Origin of the sequence: Paraburkholderia bannensis (assembly GCF_014200455.1) — a bacterium.
GTDB lineage: Bacteria > Pseudomonadota > Gammaproteobacteria > Burkholderiales > Burkholderiaceae > Paraburkholderia > Paraburkholderia bannensis_A.
The window spans coordinates 501,966-520,000 of the sequence record NZ_JACHBW010000001.1 but is presented as its reverse complement, the minus strand read 5'-3'; the positions used below and the strand labels follow the sequence as shown (position 1 = coordinate 520,000).

Sequence of the window (18,035 nt, the reverse complement as noted above, 5' to 3'; positions counted from 1 at the left end):
ATGGAACTGAACGACGCGTTGAGGATTGCGCTCGAACCGTCTGCTGTCTGGCAGGCGCTGCAGGACGCCGCGCTCGTGCGAGCGAGCCTGGAGCACTGCGAGTCGTTCCGCAGGCTGGGCCCCGGCGAATATGCGATCACGCTGACCGTGCCGCTCGGGCCGCTGCGTGCGCGTTATGAAGTGCGTGCTCACATTGCCAACGATGTCGCCGAGGTGCCGCTCAAGCCGCGCCGAGTGTTGAGCTTTCGCGCGCGCGCCGACGGCATCGGCTCGCTGCGCGGGCAGATCGATGTGGCGTTGCGGGAGGAGGAGCGGGCGTTGTCATCGGTGTTGCCCGTGGCACCGGTTTCGGCCGAACGGGAGCGCGGTTTGAGCACGCGCATCGATTATTCGGTGTGGGCCACGCTGACCGGCCCGCTGGGCGAATTGCCGCCGCGCCAGATCGAAAACGCGCTGCACGAACTGGCCGATGAGTTCTTCACGGAATTCTGCGCCGTGGTGGCCGCCAAGCATGGCCGTGCGCCCAATCGCGTGCGCGGCAAGGAGCCGCGCCGTCAGCATGTGTTCCTGCGGCCGATCAATCTGGCGGCGGTCGCGCGCCGCGCGCATCTGCTGCCGCAGCACGGGCAACACGAGCAGGGCGGCACCTTGTCGGGCCGCGCCGCGAGCACGCTGCGCCACGAACCCACGCCGCATGCGATGCCCGGCTGGGCCTGGGCCGCGATGATTTTCTTTGTCGCGATCCTGTTCTACGTGGCGCGCCATTTCGCCGCAAGCTGACGGCGCGCTGCAACGTTCAGATCAGCTGTCCACACGCAGCGCCGGGCTATGGCGCAGTGCGTCTAGCATGGCTTCGACGTGCCGCTGCGCATACTTCGCCACATCGAACATATCCGGCAGGATCGCCATGTCGTGCAGCGCGCCGGTGATGAAGGAGTGCAGCACGCGCGCCGCGCGCGCGGCGTCGAGATCGGTGGGCAACTGGCCTTTCGACATCGCGTTGCGCAGGCCTTCCTCGATGCGCATCAACCCCTCGCGCATATTGTCCTGATGGCGCGCCATCACGGGTCCCATCTCTTCGACGAATTCGCACTTCAGGAACAGGATTTCGAACACCCGGCGGCGGCCCGCGTCGGTGGCGGTGTCCTGCAGACAGAGCGTGCAGAGGTCCTTGATGCGCCCGAGCGGATCGGGTTCGTTGGGATCGACCGAGGCCGCCTTGAGTTCGTCGAGCGGCAGGATCACGCGGTCGAACATCGCCGTGAACAGATCCCCCTTGTTCTCGAAATGCCAGTAGATTGCGCCGCGCGTGACGCCCGCCGCCTGGGCGATATCGGCGAGCGAACTGCGCGAGACGCCCTTCTCGAAAAAGACCTGTTCGGCGGCGTCGAGAATGCGGTTGCGCGTCTCCAGCGCTTCCTCTTTCGTACGTCGGACCATGATGGATTAGCGCCCTGAGGGCGAATTAATGGGGTGGCCAGGCATCTGGGGGTACGACCAGCAAGTATTGATTTGTAATATGGATGTCATGCGCGAAATCTTCTTCTAGCCCGCATCAAGGGGTTGAAGCGTTCTTAAACATTCATTCGCGAATGTATCTATAATACCACCCCACCACCTGGATACCCTGAGAAGTGATGTCCGGTTAATATCCGTCACTGGCCAAGCGGTCGTAGAAACCCCAATGCGCGACGCCCCCCGCGGTGGCGCGCGATTAAAGCCCGGATGGATGTTGCTGACCGGTATCGCGCCTTTACTGAAGTACCGGGTTATCCGTCAGGTATTGCCAGATGCTGGCGTGCGTCGTCGTCCTCCTCCATGAGGACCCCGCACGCTTTTAATTGTCAGTTATAGACAGAGGTCGCTCCATGCGCGTCGAACGGGTTCCATTCCGCCTAATCAGCTTCGCGACGGCTGCAGTAGTGCTCGCAGCGTGCGGGCAAAAGCAGTCGGCACCGCCGCCGCAAACCCCCGAAGTGGGTGTTGTCACCGTCCAGACCAGCTCCGTGCCGGTCGTCACCGAACTGCCCGGCCGCACCAGTGCCTTCCTCGTCGCGCAGGTTCGCGCCCGGGTCGACGGCATTGTGCTGCGCCGCGAATTCACCGAAGGCTCGGTCGTGAAGGCCGGCCAGCGCCTGTACAAGATCGATCCCGCGCCGTACATCGCCACGCTCAATAACGCCAAGGCCACGCTCGCCAAGGCGAAGGCGAATCTCGTCACGCAGAACGCGCTCGTCGCGCGCTACAAGGTGCTGGTGGCGGCCAACGCAGTTAGCAAGCAGGACTACGACAACGCCGTGGCCGCGCAAGGCCAGGCGCAGGCCGATGTCGATGCCGGCAAGGCCGCGGTCGACACCGCCCAGATCAACCTGGGCTACACCGACGTGCTCTCGCCGATCACCGGCAAGGTCGGCATTTCGCAGGTCACGCCGGGCGCCTACGTGCAGGCGAGCGCCGCCACGCTGCTCTCGACCGTGCAGCAGATGACGCCGATGTACGTCGACCTCACGCAGTCGAGCCTCGACGGCCTGCGCCTGCGCCGCGAAGTCGAAGAAGGGCGCCTGAAGACCAACGGCCCCGACGCCGCCAAGGTCACGCTGGTGCTCGAAGACGGCCGCACGTACTCGCAGCAGGGCAAGCTCCAGTTCACCGACGTCACGGTCGACCAGACCACCGGCTCGGTGACGATCCGCGCGCTGTTCCCGAATCCGGACAACGTGCTGCTGCCGGGCATGTTCGTGCGCGCGCGCATCGACGAAGGCACCAACGACCACGCGATCCTCGTGCCGCAAGTGGGCGTCCTGCACGACCAGAAGGGCCAGGCGACCGTCATGGTCGTCAACGCCCAGAACAAGGTCGAGCTGCATCCGGTCGTCACGTCGGCGTCCGTCGGTCAGGACTGGGTGGTGGACAGCGGCCTGAATCCGGGCGACCGCGTGATCGTGCAAGGCACGGAAAAGGTCAAGCCGGGCGCCGAGGTCAAGGCCGTGGACGCCCATCTGCCGCCGCCGCCCCCGCCGGGCGCGCCGTCGGCGGATCAGGCGACGGCTTCGGGCTACGGGAGCGCGAGCGCGGCATCGGGCGCTTCGGGCGCCGCCGCTGCTTCTGGCGCTGCCGCTGCATCCGCACCCGCCGCTTCCGCTGCGCAATAACAGGGAGCCTGCTTCATGGCAAAGTTCTTTATCGATCGCCCGATTTTTGCGTGGGTGATCGCCATCATTCTGATGCTGGCAGGTGTGGCGTCGGTGTTCACGCTGCCGGTCGCGCAGTATCCGACCATCGCGCCGCCGTCGATCCAGATCAGCGCGACCTACCCGGGCGCGTCGGCGAAGACGGTGGAAGACACGGTCACCCAGGTGATCGAGCAGCAGATGAGCGGTCTCGACCACCTGCTGTATCTGTCGTCCACGTCCGATGACTCGGGCACGGCCACCATCACGCTGACGTTCGCGGCGGGCACCAACCCGGACATCGCGCAGGTGCAGGTGCAGAACAAGCTGCAGCTTGCCACGCCGATTCTGCCGCAGGTGGTGCAGCAGCTCGGCATCAAGGTGACGAAGTCGAGCAGCAGCTTCCTGCTGGTGATGGCGTTCGTCTCCGAAGACGGCAGCATGACCAAGTACGACCTCGCGAACTACGTGGCGTCGAACATCGAAGACCCGGTCAGCCGTATCGACGGCGTGGGTACGGTCACGCTGTTCGGCTCGCAGTACGCGATGCGCGTCTGGCTCGATCCGAACAAGCTGAACAACTTCAGCCTCACGCCAAGCGATGTGACGGCTGCGATCACCGCACAGAACGTGCAGATCGCGGGCGGCCAGCTGGGCGGCACGCCGTCGGTGGCGGGTCAGTCGTTCCAGGCGACCATCACCGAATCGACGCTGCTGCACACGCCTGAAGAGTTCGGCAACATTCTGCTGAAGGTGAACCAGGACGGCTCGCAGGTGCGTCTGAAGGACGTGGCGCGTATCGGTCTGGGCGGCGAAAACTACAACTTCGACACCAAGTACAACGGTGCGCCGACCGCCGGTCTCGGCATTCAGCTGGCGACGGGCGCGAACGCGCTGCAGACCGCCAAGCTGGTGCGCCAGAAGATCGACGATCTGTCGAAGTACTTCCCGCACGGTCTGGTCGTGAAGTACCCGTATGACACGACGCCGTTCGTGCGCCTGTCGATCGAGGAAGTGATCAAGACGCTGCTGGAAGGCATCGTGCTGGTGTTCCTCGTGATGTACCTGTTCCTGCAGAACCTGCGCGCCACGCTGATCCCCACGATCGCGGTGCCGGTGGTGCTGCTGGGCACGTTCGCGATCATGGCGGCGGTGGGCTTCTCCATCAATACGCTGTCGATGTTCGGCCTCGTGCTGGCCATCGGCCTGCTGGTGGACGATGCGATCGTGGTGGTGGAAAACGTCGAGCGGGTGATGGTGGAGGAGGGCCTGGGGCCCAAGGAAGCGACCCGCAAGGCCATGGGCCAGATCACCGGCGCACTGGTGGGCGTGGCGCTGGTGCTGTCGGCGGTGTTCGTGCCGGTGGCGTTTTCGGGCGGCTCGGTCGGCGCCATCTATCGTCAGTTCTCGCTGACGATCGTGGCGGCGATGGTGCTGTCCGTGCTCGTCGCGCTGATTCTGACGCCGGCGCTGTGCGCGACCATCCTCAAGCCGATCCCGCAGGGCCACCACGAAGAGAAGAAGGGCTTCTTCGGCTGGTTCAACCGTACGTTCGACAAGAGCCGCGACAAGTATCACAGCGGCGTGCACCACGTCATCAAGCGTTCGGGCCGCTGGCTCATCATCTATCTGGCCGTGATCGTCGCGGTGGGCTTCCTGTTCGTGCGCCTGCCGAAATCGTTCCTGCCCGATGAAGACCAGGGCACGATGTTCGTGATCGTGCAGACGCCTTCGGGCTCGACCCAGGAAACCACGGCGCGCACGCTGGCCAATATCCAGAACTATCTGCTCAACGACGAAAAATCGATCGTCGAGTCGACGTTCACGGTGAACGGCTTCAGCTTCGCGGGTCGTGGCCAGAACTCGGGTCTCGTGTTCGTGCGCATGCGCGACTACAAGGAACGTCAGCACGCGGACCAGAAGGTCCAGGCGCTGGTGGGCCGCTTGTTCGGGCACTTCGCGAACTACAAGGACGCGATGGTGATTCCGGTGAATCCGCCTTCGATTCCTGAACTCGGCACCGCCTCGGGCTTCGACTTCGAACTCCAGGATCGCGGCGGCGTTGGCCACGAGAAGTTGATGGAAGCGCGCAACATGCTGCTTGGCATGGCTGCGAAGGATCCGTCGCTGGCGCTGGTGCGTCCGAACGGCCTGAACGACACGCCGCAGTACAAGATCAACATCGACCGCCAGAAGGCTGAAGCGCTCGGTGTGACGGCGGCCTCGGTCGATCAGACGTTCTCGATCGGCTGGGCTTCGTCGTACGTGAACAACTTCCTCGACGTCGACGGCCGGATCAAGAAGGTCTACGTGATGTCCGATGCGCCGTTCCGCATGACGCCGAACGACCTGAACACCTGGTACGTGCGCAACACGTCGGGCGGGATGGTGCCGTTCAGCTCGTTCGCCAGCGGCCAGTGGACCTACGGTTCGCCGAAGCTTGAGCGTTACAACGGTATTTCGGCGGTGGAAATCCAGGGTCAGGCGGGCAGCGGCAAGTCCACGGGCCAGGCCATGACGGCCATGGAGCAGATCGCGGCGAAGCTTCCCGCCGGCATCGGCTACGAGTGGACCGGCCTGTCGTTCCAGGAACGCCAGTCGGGTTCGCAGGCGCCGATTCTCTACGGCATCTCGATCCTCGTCGTGTTCCTGTGTCTCGCGGCACTGTATGAAAGCTGGTCGATTCCGTTCGCGGTCATCATGGTGGTGCCGCTCGGCGTGCTCGGCGCGCTGCTGGCGGTGACGCTGCGCGGGCTGGAAAACGACGTGTTCTTCCAGGTGGGTCTGTTGACCACCGTGGGTCTGTCGGCGAAAAACGCGATTCTGATCGTGGAATTCGCCCGCGACCTGCAGGCGGAAGGCACCATGGGCCCGGTCGAAGCGGCGCTCGAAGCCGCCCGACTGCGTCTGCGCCCGATTCTGATGACCTCGCTCGCGTTCATTCTGGGCGTGCTGCCGCTGGCCATCAGTAACGGCGCGGGTTCGGCTTCGCAGCACGCGATCGGTACCGGCGTGATCGGCGGGATGCTGACCGCGACGTTCCTCGCGATCTTCATGATCCCGATGTTCTTCGTGGTGATCCGCGCGAAGTTCGCCGGCGAGAAGGAAGACCCGGATGCGGCGCTCCAGCACTACCAGGAGCACCACGCGCACGACCATGACGCCGACAACAACGGCGCTCAGGGTGGTCAAGGCGGCAGCGACGGCCCGGGCAAGGAAGGACATTGAGATGCAAAAACTATCCGTAATTGCAGCGGCCGCTGCGCTCCTCGCGGGCTGCACGATGGCGCCGTGGTATCACCGTCCGGACGCGCCGGTTTCGCAAAGCTTCCCGCAAGGCGGCGTCTACGCGACGCAACCGGGCGCGGAGAACGGCCAGAGCGCCAATGGCGCGAACGCGACCGAGATCGGCTGGCGCGACTTCTTCGTCGATCAGCGTCTGCAGGAACTGGTCACGATCGCGCTGAAGAACAACCGCGATCTGCGGGTCTCGGTGCTCAACGTCGAAGCGGCGCGCGCGCAGTATCAGATCACGCGCGCCGATCTGTTCCCCGCCATCAATGGCGTGGGTACGGACACGCGCACGCGCGCGCCGCGGGAACTGGCGTCGAGCTATCCGACCAATCCGTACAGCATCTACAACGTGGGCCTGCAGGCGTCCTGGGAAATCGACTTCTGGGGGCGTATCCGCAGCCTGAAGGACCAGGCGCTGGCTCAGTACCTGTCCACGGCGCAGGCGCGCAAGGCGGCGGAAATCTCGCTCGTCTCGCAGGTCGCGGACCAGTACCTGACGATGCTCTCCGACGACGACCTGCTGAAGGTCACGCAGGCAACGCTGAAGACGGCGCAGGATTCGTACAACATCACCAAGGCGCAGTTCGATACCGGCACGGGCACCGAACTCGATCTGCGTCAGGCGCAGACGGTGGTCGAGAACGCCCAGGCCAACCTGCAGGCGCAACTGCGCGCCCGCGCGCAGGCCGAAAACGCGCTCGTGCTGCTGATCGGCGAGCCGCTGCCGGCGGATCTGCCGCAAGGCCTGCCGCTCGACGGCCAGAACCTGCTCGCCGATATCCCGGCCGGCCTGCCGTCCGACCTGCTCACGCGGCGTCCGGACATCATGGAAGCCGAGGAAACGCTGCTGGCCGCGAATGCCAACATCGGCGCGGCGCGTGCGGCGTTCTTCCCGAAGATCTCGCTGACGGCGGCGTTCGGCACCGAAAGCCTGTCGCTCGGGGGTCTTTTCAAGGCGGGTACGGCGGCGTGGAGCTTCGTGCCGCAGGTGACGCTGCCGATCTTCGAAGGCGGCAAGAACATCGCCAACCTCGACCTGGCGAACGTCCAGAAGCGCATCGAAATCGCCAACTACGAGAAGGCGATTCAGTCGGCGTTCCGCGAAGTGGCCGATGGCCTCGCCGCGCGCGGTACCTACGATCAGCAGATCGACGCACTGGCGCGCAGTACCTTCGCGAACCAGCGCAGCCTGGATCTGTCGGAGCTGCGCTACAAGAACGGCGTGGACAGTTATTTGCCGGTCCTCACCGCGCAGACGAGCCTGTACACCTCGCAGCAGTCGCTTATCACGGCACGCCTGGCGCGCCTGACCAACCTCGTCGATCTGTATCGCGCACTCGGCGGCGGCTGGATCGAGCACGCTGGCGAGACGCCGCGTCCGGCCGATGCGCCGGTCGACTACGGTGCAGCCAGCGCACCGGCGGCGGCGTCGGCGCCGGTTGCGAAGGCGGGCTGAGCGGTTCGGCAACCGGGTGCGGCAACCGGTTCGCCGGTTCCGCTGAAAACAAAAACGCCACGGAGTTGCATCCGTGGCGTTTTTTTATCCGCGTGCGCTATCCACGCGTGTCAGTCAGTGCGAGGTCGGCTGCGGGGAAGCGAAATTCACAAACGGAATCGCCGCGCCCGACCACTGCTGCGGCAAATGCCCGTCCCACTTCTTCACGGCCTCCAGCGCCACGTATTCCGAGCCGCCCTGCTGCTGGATCGCCTGTGCCTGGATGGCGATGGCCTTCGCCTGACCTTCGGCCTCAACGATCTTCTGCTGCGCGGTGACCTTCGCGGTTTCGAGCTGCTGCTCGGCGGTCAGGCGGTTCTGTCCCGCGACCACTTTCTGGCGCACCGCACCGGCGAACTGCTCGTCGAAGTGGAAGTTCTGCACGTTGATATCGCTCACGATGATGCGGTATTTGGCGAGCTTCGCCTGCAGCACCTTAACGATGTCCTGTGAGACCTCGGCGCGCCGCGTGACCAGCTGCTCGGCGGTGTACTGCGAGGTCACGGCCTTGAACGATTCGTACAGCGCCGGCACGATGAATTTCGCTTCGATATCCGAATCGTTGCCGAAGTTGTTGTAGACGTAAGGCGCATGCTCCGGGTCGTATTCGTAGTTGAGCGTGATGTCTTCGAACACTTCCTGGAGATCGGCGGTGCCGCCTTCGGCCTTGGTCGCGGTGGCGCTCTGGAAGCGCACGTTGAAATCCACCACCTGCGCGAGCGGGTTGAGGATATGCAGGCCTTCGGCGAGCGGTTTGTCCTTCACGTCGCCGAACACCTTGACGACGCCGCGATGCCCGGCCGGCACCACATGCATGCTCATGAACAGCACGATGACGACGGCCGCGACCGCGCCGCCGATCGCCACGGTCTTCGGGTTCGATGGGAGTTTGAACATGGATGACAGGCCGGGTTTCGTGTTGCGACCGTCGTTCAATTCGAACCCTCGGCATCGCGCGACGGGAAGGCGGGGGCGTCAGGGTTCGGCGCGCTATTGAGCGGGCGCAAAGCCTGAATATCGCGCGCGTTCTTCTGCACCGTGACCGAGCCGAACAGGGCGAGCACGAAGGACATCGCGTAGAAGCCTTTTTCGCTGAGCGCGAGCGTGGCGTTGAACAGCCCGACGGCGAGCAGCAGGATGGACAGCACGAGCGCGACCCAACTGAGGAAATAGTAGATGCCGGTGACGGGCAGCCCTTCGGCGCGATCGCGCACGCTCTTTTGCAGCGAGATGGCCGCATAAAGGCCGAATACCAGCACGGTGAAGTAGTAGCCCTTCTCGTTGAGCTGCATGCCCGCGTTGAACAGGCCCACCAGATAAGCGCAGAAGCCCGCGAGCAGGGCGGCCCAGGAAGCGGCGATAAAGGCGAACGAAGGTTGCTGGACGGTGCTGTCGGTCATCGGAATCCCCCTGTATTTTGAGTGGCCTTTGCAGTCAAGTAGTCGTAAGCCACGGAGAGGCCGAATATAGCGCAGGGCGCGAATTCGCAGCACGCCGATGTCTGCAAACCGGCATCGTTGGGGTAATTTTGCGCAACTTTATGCGCGATGACTCGACGGTTGCGCGCACAAGCATCGAATCCGCCGTGAACACGCGTCGAATCCGTATCGGCAAACAAAAAAGGCGTCACGGTTTCCCGTGACGCCAAACCAGCAAAAGGCCCCGGCTCGCGCCCTATGCGCGGTCGGGGCGCCTCTCGCGTCGACTCAGTACGTGATTGCGCGCAGGGTTCGGTCCATGACTCAGTGAGCGGCCGTGCGCTGCATTTCGTGTCCTGCTTCCGGGGCGCCCTGTGCATGGCTGCCGTCGAGATCGTGACCGGCGCGGCGGATGTCGCGCTCGGCGGCGCGTTCGCTTTTCACGCCGTTGAAGATGATATTGAGGAAGACTGCCGAAACCGAAGCCAGCAGGATGCCGCTATGCAGGATCGGCGAGAGGGCAGGCGGCAGTTGCGCGAAGAAGTGCGGCGAGACCACCGGCACGAGGCCGAAGCCCACGCTCACCGCGACGATGAACAGGTTGTGCTGGTTCTTCACGAAGTCGACCTTCGAGAGCACCTTGATGCCGTTCGCCGCCACCATGCCGAACATCACCAGTCCCGCGCCGCCCAGCACGAACGGCGGCACCGACGCGACCATCTGCGCCATCTTCGGGAACAGGCCGAGCAGCACGAGGATCACGCCGCCCATCGCGCAGACATAACGGCTCTTCACACCCGTCACGCCGATCAGGCCGACGTTCTGCGAAAACGAGGTATGCGGGAACGAGTTGAAGATGCCGCCGATCATCGTGCCCAGACCGTCGACGCGCAGGCCGCGCACGAGCGTGGCCTGATCGACGGGACGATCCACCATGTCGCCGACGGCGAGGAACATGCCCGTCGATTCGATGAAGGTCACGAACATCACGATCACCATGGTCGCGATCGGCAGGATGTGGAACTTCGGCACACCGAAGTGGAACGGCATGACGAAGCCGACCCACGGTGCGTGCGTGACGCCGTCAAGGCTCACGCGGCCCAGCGCCAGCGCGATCGCGAAGCCCGCGACGATGCCCAGCAGCACCGAAATATTGGCGACAAAGCCGCGCCCGAACTTGTTGATGAGCAGGATCAGCATCAGCACCAGCAGCGAGAGACCGAGATAGGTCGGGTCGCCGTAATGCGGATTGCCCACGCCGCCCGCGGCCCAGTTGATGCCCACTTCCATCAGCGAGAGACCGATCACGGCGATCACCGTGCCCACCACGACGGGCGGGAAGAAGCGCAGCAGCTTGCCGATCAGCGGTGCGATCACGATGCCGATCGCGCCCGCCGCAATCGTCGAGCCGAAGATGTCGAGAATGCCCAGCGACGGATTGGTGCCGATGGCGATCATCGGGCCGACCGAGGCGAAAGTGCAGCCCATGATGACGGGCAGGCGGATGCCGAAGATCCACAGGCCGAGCGTCTGGATCAGCGTGGCGATGCCGCAGGCGAACAGGTCGGCGCTGATGAGGAAGGCCACCTGGTCTTTCGGCAGGCCGATGGCGCCGCCGACGATGAGCGGCACCGCAACCGCGCCCGCATACATCACGAGCACGTGCTGGATGCCGAGCGTGAGAAGCTGGCCGAACGGCAGGCGCTCGTCGCACGGGTGAACCTGGTCGCGGCCACTCTGTCGGGACTGGGCCTGCTCCCTTTCGATACCCTGGGGATGCATGTCGTCTCTCTCCGTCTTCGTTTGGGAATATGGCCTCCAAGGTATGCGGGACGAAAATAAGCAACAAGACCGCTGGGGACTATTCCGTGCTTTCCGGGGGCGATATGCGCGCGGCTCGCCTGGCGCGCGTTATTGGCGGGAGATTGGGCGTCGATATGGGTGCGCGAGGATATTGCGGCGCGTCGTCTCGCCGTAGGTGGAGTGCCACAAAGTGGCGTTGGGGCCTTTTTTCAGGCGCTGGAAAGGATTCCGACGGATCCGGGCGAGGGCTTGTGCGGTGAGGTGCGCGCAAGGTTTAGCGCGATGTCGCGAATGGAAAGCCGGGCGGCGGGGCGCGCTATATATGGGCGCACCCTTATGATCTATATTTCGCCGTCCGCATGTGAGCCGTTTCGCATCGCTCGACCAGCCACCGGGTTAACCCGCGAACAGGCTGCGAACGCGTGCGGAAATGAGTCGAATGGGTCGAATCCGCATTGATGGTCGGCAGGGTCGCGCACGCCGGGCGACCCTGCTCGCGACTGACAGATGCTATCGCTATCATGGCTCTTTTTGCCGCGGCGATCCAGCCCTCGAATGCATCGCCTGCGTTCCTCATCCTCTTCTCTTGATTACCTCGCATGAACGCACCGCTCACGCGCTTTCTCGGCATCGATCTTGGCACCGGTTCGCTCAAAGTAGCGCTCGTCGATGAGGCGGGCGTGGAGCGCGCCGTCGCGAGCGTCGCCTACACGCTCGACACGCCGCAGCCCGGCTGGGCGGAAATCGATGTCGAGCGCTGGTGGCGTGCGCTGGTCGATGCCTGCGCGCGCTTGCCCGAAGACGAACGCGCGGCGGTGAAGGGCATCGGCTTTTCCGGACAGATGCACGGCGTCGTGCTCACCGATGCGGCGGGGCGCGCGCTGCGTCCCGCGATGCTGTGGCCCGACACGCGCGCGCACGCGTTGCTCGACGGTTGGCAACTGGGTGCAGGGCAGAGTGACGGCGCGGCCTCGAATCCCGTCGCGCCCGGCATGGCCGGCCCGCTGCTGCGCTGGGTGATGCAGAACGAACACGCGATCGCCGATGCCGCGCAGTGGGCGCTGCAGCCCAAGGACTGGCTGCGCTTGCGCCTCGCGGGCGCAGCCCAGGATGCATGCGTCGCCGATCCGTCCGATGCCTGTGCGACCGCGCTCGCCGCGCCCGACGGCGCGTGGGATTTCGCCCTGATCGAGCGGCTGGGATTGCCCGCACGCTGGTTCGCGCCGCTCGCCGCGTCGGGGGCGGCAAGCGGCACGCTGCACGCCGATGCCGCGCGTGCGCTCGGTGTCCCCGCAGGCGTCGTGCTCGCGACAGGCGCGGGCGATACGCCGTGCGCGGCTCTCGGCAGCGGCCTGCATGAAGACGGCGATGCCTTGCTCACCACCGGAACGGGCGGCCAGATTCTCGTCACCGCGCGCACCGCGCCGCCCGCGCGCCGCGGTCTGCATCGCTATCGCTCGGCGAGCGGCGGCTGGTATGCGATGGCCGCGATGCAGAACGTGGGCGTCGCGCTCGAAGCGGCGCGCGGCTGGCTCGCTTACGATTGGGCGCAGGCGTATGAAGAGGCGTTCGCCGCGCCACCGTCGCCCACGCTTACTTTCCTGCCGTATCTGAGCGGCGAGCGCTCGCCGTGGCTCGATCCGGCGGCGCGCGGCGGCTGGCTGGGCGCGGGTATCGGCGATACGCGCGGCATGCTGATGCGCGCCGCCTTCGAAGGCGTGGCCTTTGCCTTGCGCGCGGGCCTCGACGCCCTGCGTGAGGCGAACGCAGGCGAACACGGCACGTCCGATGCGGCCATCGCCACGCTCAAGCTCGCGGGCGGCGGTTCGGTCGATCCGCGCTGGCGGCAACTTCTGGCGGATACGCTCGGTGCACGGCTCGACGCCATCGACTGTCCGAACGCGGCCACGCGCGGCGCGGCGTTGCTGGGCGGCGTGGCCTGCGGACACTGGCGTATCGACGAACTTGCGGCGCTCGCGCCCGCCGCCACGCGGGTGGCCCAAGCGCGCGAGGACGCCGCGCTCGCGCAGCGCTACGCGCGTTTCATCGATCTCTACGGCCGCGTGCGAACGTGGTTCCCGGCGGCCTGAAAATCGGCCTGGAAGTCGGCTTGAAAGTCGGCCCGGAAGTCTGCATCAGAATCATCGGATTCAAGACAACGCGAACATCGGAGCAACCATGCTGATCCTGATTGAAGAACACGCCTGCTACGACGGCGTGCAGCGCATCTACAAACACGATTCGGAAACCATCGGCCTGCCGATGCGTTTTTCCCTCTATCTGCCGCCGCAGGCGCGCACGCAGAAAGTTCCGGGGCTGTTCTATCTCGCGGGCCTGACCTGCACCGAAGAAACCTTCCCGATCAAGGCGGGCGCGCAGCGCTTCGCGGCGCAGCACGGCATCGCACTGATTGCGCCGGATACCAGCCCACGCGGCGCGAACGTGCCGGGCGAGGCCGATGCATGGGACTTCGGCGTCGGCGCGGGTTTCTATCTCGACGCCACGCGCGAGCCGTGGTCCAGACACTGGCGCATGGGCAGCTACGTGCGCGACGAACTGCGCGAAGCGGTCACGGCGAGCCTGCCCGTCGACGGCGCTCGCCTGGGCATCTTCGGCCACTCGATGGGCGGTCACGGCGCGCTCACACTGGCGCTGAAGAATCCGGACATTTACCGCTCGGTGTCGGCATTTGCGCCGATCGCCGCGCCCACGCGCTGCCCGTGGGGCGAGAAGGCGTTCTCCGGCTATCTGGGCGAGGACCGCGAAGCGTGGAAGCAATACGACGCCAGCGAACTCGTCGGCCAGGCGGTGCGCAAGTTCGAGGAAGGCATTCTCGTCGATCAGGGTCTGGCCGATGCCTTCCTGCCGAACCAGCTCAACCCGGAAGTGTTCGAAGCCGCCTGCGCGGCGGCCGGCCAGCCGCTCACGCTGCGTCGTCACGAGGGCTACGATCACGGCTATTTCTTCATCCAGAGCTTTATCGAAGACCATCTGGCGCACCACGCGCGCGTGCTGCTGAAGTAAGCCAGAAAGGGCGCTGCGGTCATGGATTCCGACCCCGTGTGAAACTTTGATATCTGGTCAACCTGGTACTATCATCTGGTCAGGTTGATCTTTTTTCTGGAGTCCACGACCATGCCCGCATCCCTTATCGATCCGAAAGCCAGCAAGGAAGCCGCCGAGCGACGCAAGGTCGATTTCCAGGCGGCCGTGAAGGCGATTGCCGCGCGCGTGGGGGCGACCAACGTGGACACGGCCGGCACGCCCATCTCGGCGTTCAAGACGAATTATTCGAGCGTGCTCAAGCGGGTGAAGTCGGGCTCGGTCGAGATCGTCAATCAAGGCCCGGAGCCCTTCATCATCCTCGGCCTCGATCAGGCCGTCGCGCTCATGTCGAACACGGTGAGCGACCGCACCGTGGCAGAGGTGTTCGCCGGGCTGCCCTCGGTGCCCGCCACCGGCAAGCTGCCGCGCGACGTGTCCATCGACGCCGAAGATCACTACCGCGTGCCGCGCTAGCGTGTCCCTCTGCGCGGCACCGCAAAAGACGACGACAAATAACGCAGACAGCACAGGCCGTTCATGCCGAGATTCCTGTTGGGCACCAATACGCTCATCGACATGTGTATCGAAGACACCGCCTCGCGCAAATGGATCGAAGGCGGGGTGAAGGCGCGCGACATCAATCTGAGCGTCATCAGTGTGGCGGCCGCGCGCCAGGTGATCGCCCAGCACAAGACCAGCGAGCCGCGCCGCGCGGCCTTCAAGAAGGCGCTCGAAGCGCGCCTGGCCGCGCTGCTGGACGACGGCTCCGTGATGTTGCCGTTCGCCGAAAACGAGGCCGCCGAGTGGGAGCAGTGGCGCGGCCATCATCCGCTTGAAATCGAGAAAAGCGGCCAGCGTCATGCGGTTGGCCAGGATACGCGCATGGTGATCGCCACGGCGGTCGCCAACGGCTGCACGCTGGTCGAGCCCGAGGAGACGTACCACCGCGAGTTGCGCAAGCTCCAGGTGGAAGTCGTGTCCCTGCTTGAGGTCTGAGCCCTTGGACGACCAGTTCCGGGTGCCCGACGGCCGGCTCACCCCGGCGCCCGCCTGCACGCGCGTGCTGAGCCTCTCGGGGGGCGGTTATCGCGGGCTTTACACGGCGCGGCTGCTCGCGCGCATCGAGGAAAGCGAACGCTTTGGCAATGGGCTGGGCAAACGCGGTACGCCGATAGGCACGCGTTTCGATCTGATCTCGGGCACCTCGGTGGGCGGCATTCTGGCGGCGGGGCTGGCCGCGGGCGTGAGCGCTCGCGATCTCTACGCGATGCTCGCGCAGTGGGGGCCGACGATCTTCCCCAAACTCTCGCTGCGCACCTTGCGCAAGCTCCTGAGCGAAAAAGTCTATGCGGCCGAGCCGCTCGAACGCGCCATCGTCGCCTGTCTGGACGGCTGGGCGGGCAAGCGTCTCGCCGAGATCGACAAGCCGCTCATGCTCACGACCGTGAGCTGGTCGCTGGGCGAATTGCGTCTGCTGCGCAGCAAGGGCCTGGCGGGCGATGACGCCGACACCTGCACGCTGCTCGAAGCCACGCGCGCCACCTCGGCCGCGCCAGCGCACTTTCCGGCGATGCTGCTCGACGACGACTGGCATGTCGATGGCGGCCTCGCTGCGAATTGCCCCGATGCGCACGCCTTGAACCAGGCGCAGCGGCGCGGCGTGCCGGTGCGCATGCTGAGCGTCGGCACCACGGGCGTGCGTCATCGCAGCGTGCCGAGCCGTCTGCCGCTGCGCGGCCTTGCGTGGGCGCAGCCCGCGCTCGCGCTGGGCATGCAGGCGCAGGAGCGCATGGCGCAGGCCACCTGCGCGCGCGAATTGCGCGAGCGCTATCTGCATCTGAACAGCGATGCAGGCGCCGATCAGGAGGTGCTGCGCGGTCTCGACATCGCCACGCCCGACGCCACGGCGGCGCTCACTCGGCTGGCGGATCAGCGCTTCGAGGATCTGCTCGCGAACGCCGACGAGTCGCGCCGGTTGCGGCTCATCATGGGCGACGGTTGAAGCCTTGGCGCAAAATGAAAAACGGCGTTGCTCCGCAAAGGGCAACGCCGTTTTTATCTGCTTGCGTGGACGCGCTCAACGCCGTCGGATCAAGCTCGCGCCATACACCACAGCGGCGAGGGCGGTGATCCAGAAGCTGGTCGGCCAGTCGGTGTAGTAGGCGAGCGTCACGCCGATCCACGCCTGCGCGAGCGCGAACAGCGCCGCGAGCACGATACCCACTGACAGACGTGTGGTGAGGTTCTGCGCGGCGGCGGCGGGGCCGACCATCAGCGTGAACACCAGCAGCACGCCGACAATCTGCGTGCAGGCCGCAACAGCCAGCGCCGCGATGGCAAGGAACAGCACCGAGACCAGACGCAGCGACACGCCCTTGGCTTCGGCCAGTTCCGGCTGCAGCGAGGCGAACAGCAGCGGCCGCATGATCGCCGCGAGCGCCGCGAGACTGGCCACGGCCAGCGCCGCGAGCGCGCCGAGCGTATCGCGGTTCACACCCAGCACGTTGCCGAACAGCAGCGACGTGACTTGCGTGGCGTAAGCGGTGAAGAAGTGCAGAAACAGCAGGCCGAAGCCGAGCGCCAACGACAGGATCACGCCGATGGCCACATCGCGGCCCGCGAGCTTTTCGCCGAGCGCGCCCATCGACACGCCCGCGACCAGCGTGAAGCCCACCATGCCCCACATCGGCGAGATGCCGAGCAAGACCGCGCCCGTCGCGCCGGTGAAGCCGACGTGCGAGAGCGCGTGACCCGCGAAGGTCTGTCCGCGCATCACGAGGAAGTAGCCGACGATGCCCGCGAGCACCGCCACGATGCCCGACGCCGCGAAGGCGTTCACCATGAAATCGTAATCAAGCATCGTGCGAATGGCCGTGGGCGTTGTTGTTGTGGTCGTGGTCGTGCGAATGGCCGTGATCGTGGTCATGCTCGTGTTCGTGGTCGTGCTTCTCGACCTCGACATCGCCCGACATCACGAAAATACGGCCCTTCATGCGCATCACCTCGATGGGCGAGCCGTAAAGGCGCGAGAGCACCGGCGCGGTGATGACCTCGTCGACGCTGCCGAGCGCCGCCACGCCATTGCCCAGATACAGCACGCGGTCGAGCGCGTTGAGCAGGGGATTGAGTTCGTGCGCCGAGAACAGCACCGCGATGCCCAGTTCGCGCTGCACGCGCCGCACCAGTTCGACCACGCCGCGCTGACGGTGCGGATCGAGGCTGATGAGCGGTTCGTCGAGCAGCAGCAGTTTCGGTTCGCCGAGCAGGCATTGCGCGAGCAGCAGGCGCTGGCGTTCGCCGCCGGAAAGCTCCGACAAAGGGCGATCCGCGAGTTGGGTTGCGCCCACCAGATCGAGCACGCGCGAGACATCGGCGCGCGTGGCGGCGTCGGCGCGTGGCAGGCCCCAGCGGTGTCCGTCGGCGGCCATCGCCACGAAGTCGCGCCCGCGAATGCGGCGGCTCGCCAGCGCAGTGCGCGTCTGCGGCATATAGCCGATCTTCGGATTGCCGCGCGCCACCGGCTCGCCGAGCACGCGGATCGCGCCGCGCGAGGCGGGCACGAGACCGAGGATCGAGCGCATCAGCGTGGTCTTGCCCGCGCCGTTGGGCCCGAGCACGCCGATGAACTCGCCCTGGTTCACGGCGAAGTTGGCCTCGCGCAGAATGGTGCGCTCACCGAGCGTGAGCGTCACGCCCGCGACCGTGAGCACCGGCTGAGGCGTGCGGTGGTTGGGTTGCTGAGACGCCTGTTGGGACGCGTGCTGTGAAGCGGGCGCGGCTTCGGTCATTGCTTCTGTTCCCTGCTGACTG

Annotated in this window: 15 protein-coding genes; 9 read left to right on the top strand and 6 right to left on the bottom strand. The window is 65.5% G+C overall.

Going from position 1 to position 18,035, the window contains the following annotated elements:
• Entirely contained in the window at positions 1 to 780 is a 780-nt protein-coding gene (locus F4827_RS02430; RefSeq protein ID WP_183720084.1) for a CoxG family protein, read from the top strand.
• Between the two features lie 21 nt (positions 781 to 801).
• On the opposite strand, the gene F4827_RS02425 is transcribed toward F4827_RS02430, so the two are convergent.
• Positions 802 to 1,440 carry a TetR family transcriptional regulator gene (locus F4827_RS02425; RefSeq protein WP_183720087.1) on the bottom strand — a complete coding sequence of 213 codons (639 nt, stop codon included), beginning with the start codon at positions 1,438 to 1,440 and terminating at the stop codon, positions 802 to 804.
• A gap of 428 nt (positions 1,441 to 1,868) precedes the next feature.
• Here F4827_RS02425 and F4827_RS02420 point away from each other — a divergent pair, with 428 nt between their 5' ends.
• From F4827_RS02420 to F4827_RS02410, 3 genes are read left to right on the top strand one after another with little or no spacing between them, the layout of a single operon-like run.
• Positions 1,869 to 3,152 (top strand): efflux RND transporter periplasmic adaptor subunit, encoded by a 1,284-nt coding sequence (locus tag F4827_RS02420; RefSeq protein WP_183720091.1) that lies wholly within the window; start codon positions 1,869 to 1,871, stop codon positions 3,150 to 3,152.
• Positions 3,153 to 3,167: 15 nt separating this feature from the next.
• Positions 3,168 to 6,398: an efflux RND transporter permease subunit gene (locus tag F4827_RS02415; protein ID WP_183720094.1), complete on the top strand. Its 3,231-nt coding sequence runs from the start codon at positions 3,168 to 3,170 to the stop codon at positions 6,396 to 6,398.
• 1 nt (position 6,399) lies between these two features.
• A complete protein-coding gene (locus F4827_RS02410; protein WP_183720097.1) occupies positions 6,400 to 7,920 on the top strand; it encodes an efflux transporter outer membrane subunit in 1,521 nt (506 codons plus the stop codon).
• A 114-nt stretch (positions 7,921 to 8,034) separates the two neighbouring features.
• Here F4827_RS02410 and F4827_RS02405 read toward each other — a convergent pair whose 3' ends face one another.
• The 3 genes from F4827_RS02405 to F4827_RS02395 form a co-directional block, all read right to left on the bottom strand.
• Positions 8,035 to 8,856: a prohibitin family protein gene (locus F4827_RS02405; RefSeq protein WP_183720100.1), complete on the bottom strand. Its 822-nt coding sequence runs from the start codon at positions 8,854 to 8,856 to the stop codon at positions 8,035 to 8,037.
• A 35-nt stretch (positions 8,857 to 8,891) separates the two neighbouring features.
• The gene (gene yiaA, locus F4827_RS02400; protein ID WP_183720103.1) at positions 8,892 to 9,359 is read right to left on the bottom strand and encodes an inner membrane protein YiaA; all 468 of its coding nucleotides are present in this window, start codon (positions 9,357 to 9,359) and stop codon (positions 8,892 to 8,894) included.
• 342 nt (positions 9,360 to 9,701) lie between these two features.
• Entirely contained in the window at positions 9,702 to 11,159 is a 1,458-nt protein-coding gene (locus tag F4827_RS02395) for a nucleobase:cation symporter-2 family protein (protein WP_183720106.1), read from the bottom strand.
• Between the two features lie 620 nt (positions 11,160 to 11,779).
• Between F4827_RS02395 and F4827_RS02390 the strand changes: the two genes are divergently transcribed.
• The 5 genes from F4827_RS02390 to F4827_RS02370 all read left to right on the top strand — a co-directional run bounded on the left by F4827_RS02390 (position 11,780) and on the right by F4827_RS02370 (position 16,227).
• Positions 11,780 to 13,270 carry a xylulokinase gene (locus F4827_RS02390; protein WP_183720109.1) on the top strand — a complete coding sequence of 497 codons (1,491 nt, stop codon included), beginning with the start codon at positions 11,780 to 11,782 and terminating at the stop codon, positions 13,268 to 13,270.
• A gap of 88 nt (positions 13,271 to 13,358) precedes the next feature.
• The gene (gene fghA / locus F4827_RS02385) at positions 13,359 to 14,204 is read left to right on the top strand and encodes an S-formylglutathione hydrolase (RefSeq protein WP_183720113.1); all 846 of its coding nucleotides are present in this window, start codon (positions 13,359 to 13,361) and stop codon (positions 14,202 to 14,204) included.
• 111 nt (positions 14,205 to 14,315) lie between these two features.
• On the top strand, positions 14,316 to 14,699 hold the full coding sequence (locus tag F4827_RS02380; protein WP_183720116.1) for a hypothetical protein: 384 nt from the start codon (positions 14,316 to 14,318) through the stop codon (positions 14,697 to 14,699).
• Positions 14,700 to 14,762: 63 nt separating this feature from the next.
• On the top strand, positions 14,763 to 15,221 hold the full coding sequence (locus F4827_RS02375) for a hypothetical protein (RefSeq protein WP_167065196.1): 459 nt from the start codon (positions 14,763 to 14,765) through the stop codon (positions 15,219 to 15,221).
• Between the two features lie 4 nt (positions 15,222 to 15,225).
• Entirely contained in the window at positions 15,226 to 16,227 is a 1,002-nt protein-coding gene (locus F4827_RS02370; protein WP_183720119.1) for a patatin-like phospholipase family protein, read from the top strand.
• 75 nt (positions 16,228 to 16,302) lie between these two features.
• Here F4827_RS02370 and F4827_RS02365 read toward each other — a convergent pair whose 3' ends face one another.
• Together F4827_RS02365 and F4827_RS02360 are read right to left on the bottom strand one after the other, a co-directional pair.
• Positions 16,303 to 17,085 carry a metal ABC transporter permease gene (locus F4827_RS02365; RefSeq protein WP_183721305.1) on the bottom strand — a complete coding sequence of 261 codons (783 nt, stop codon included), beginning with the start codon at positions 17,083 to 17,085 and terminating at the stop codon, positions 16,303 to 16,305.
• Positions 17,078 to 18,013 carry an ABC transporter ATP-binding protein gene (locus F4827_RS02360; RefSeq protein WP_183720122.1) on the bottom strand — a complete coding sequence of 312 codons (936 nt, stop codon included), beginning with the start codon at positions 18,011 to 18,013 and terminating at the stop codon, positions 17,078 to 17,080. The genes F4827_RS02365 and F4827_RS02360 overlap by 8 nt, the downstream gene beginning before the upstream one ends.
• Positions 18,014 to 18,035: the final 22 nt, after the last annotated feature.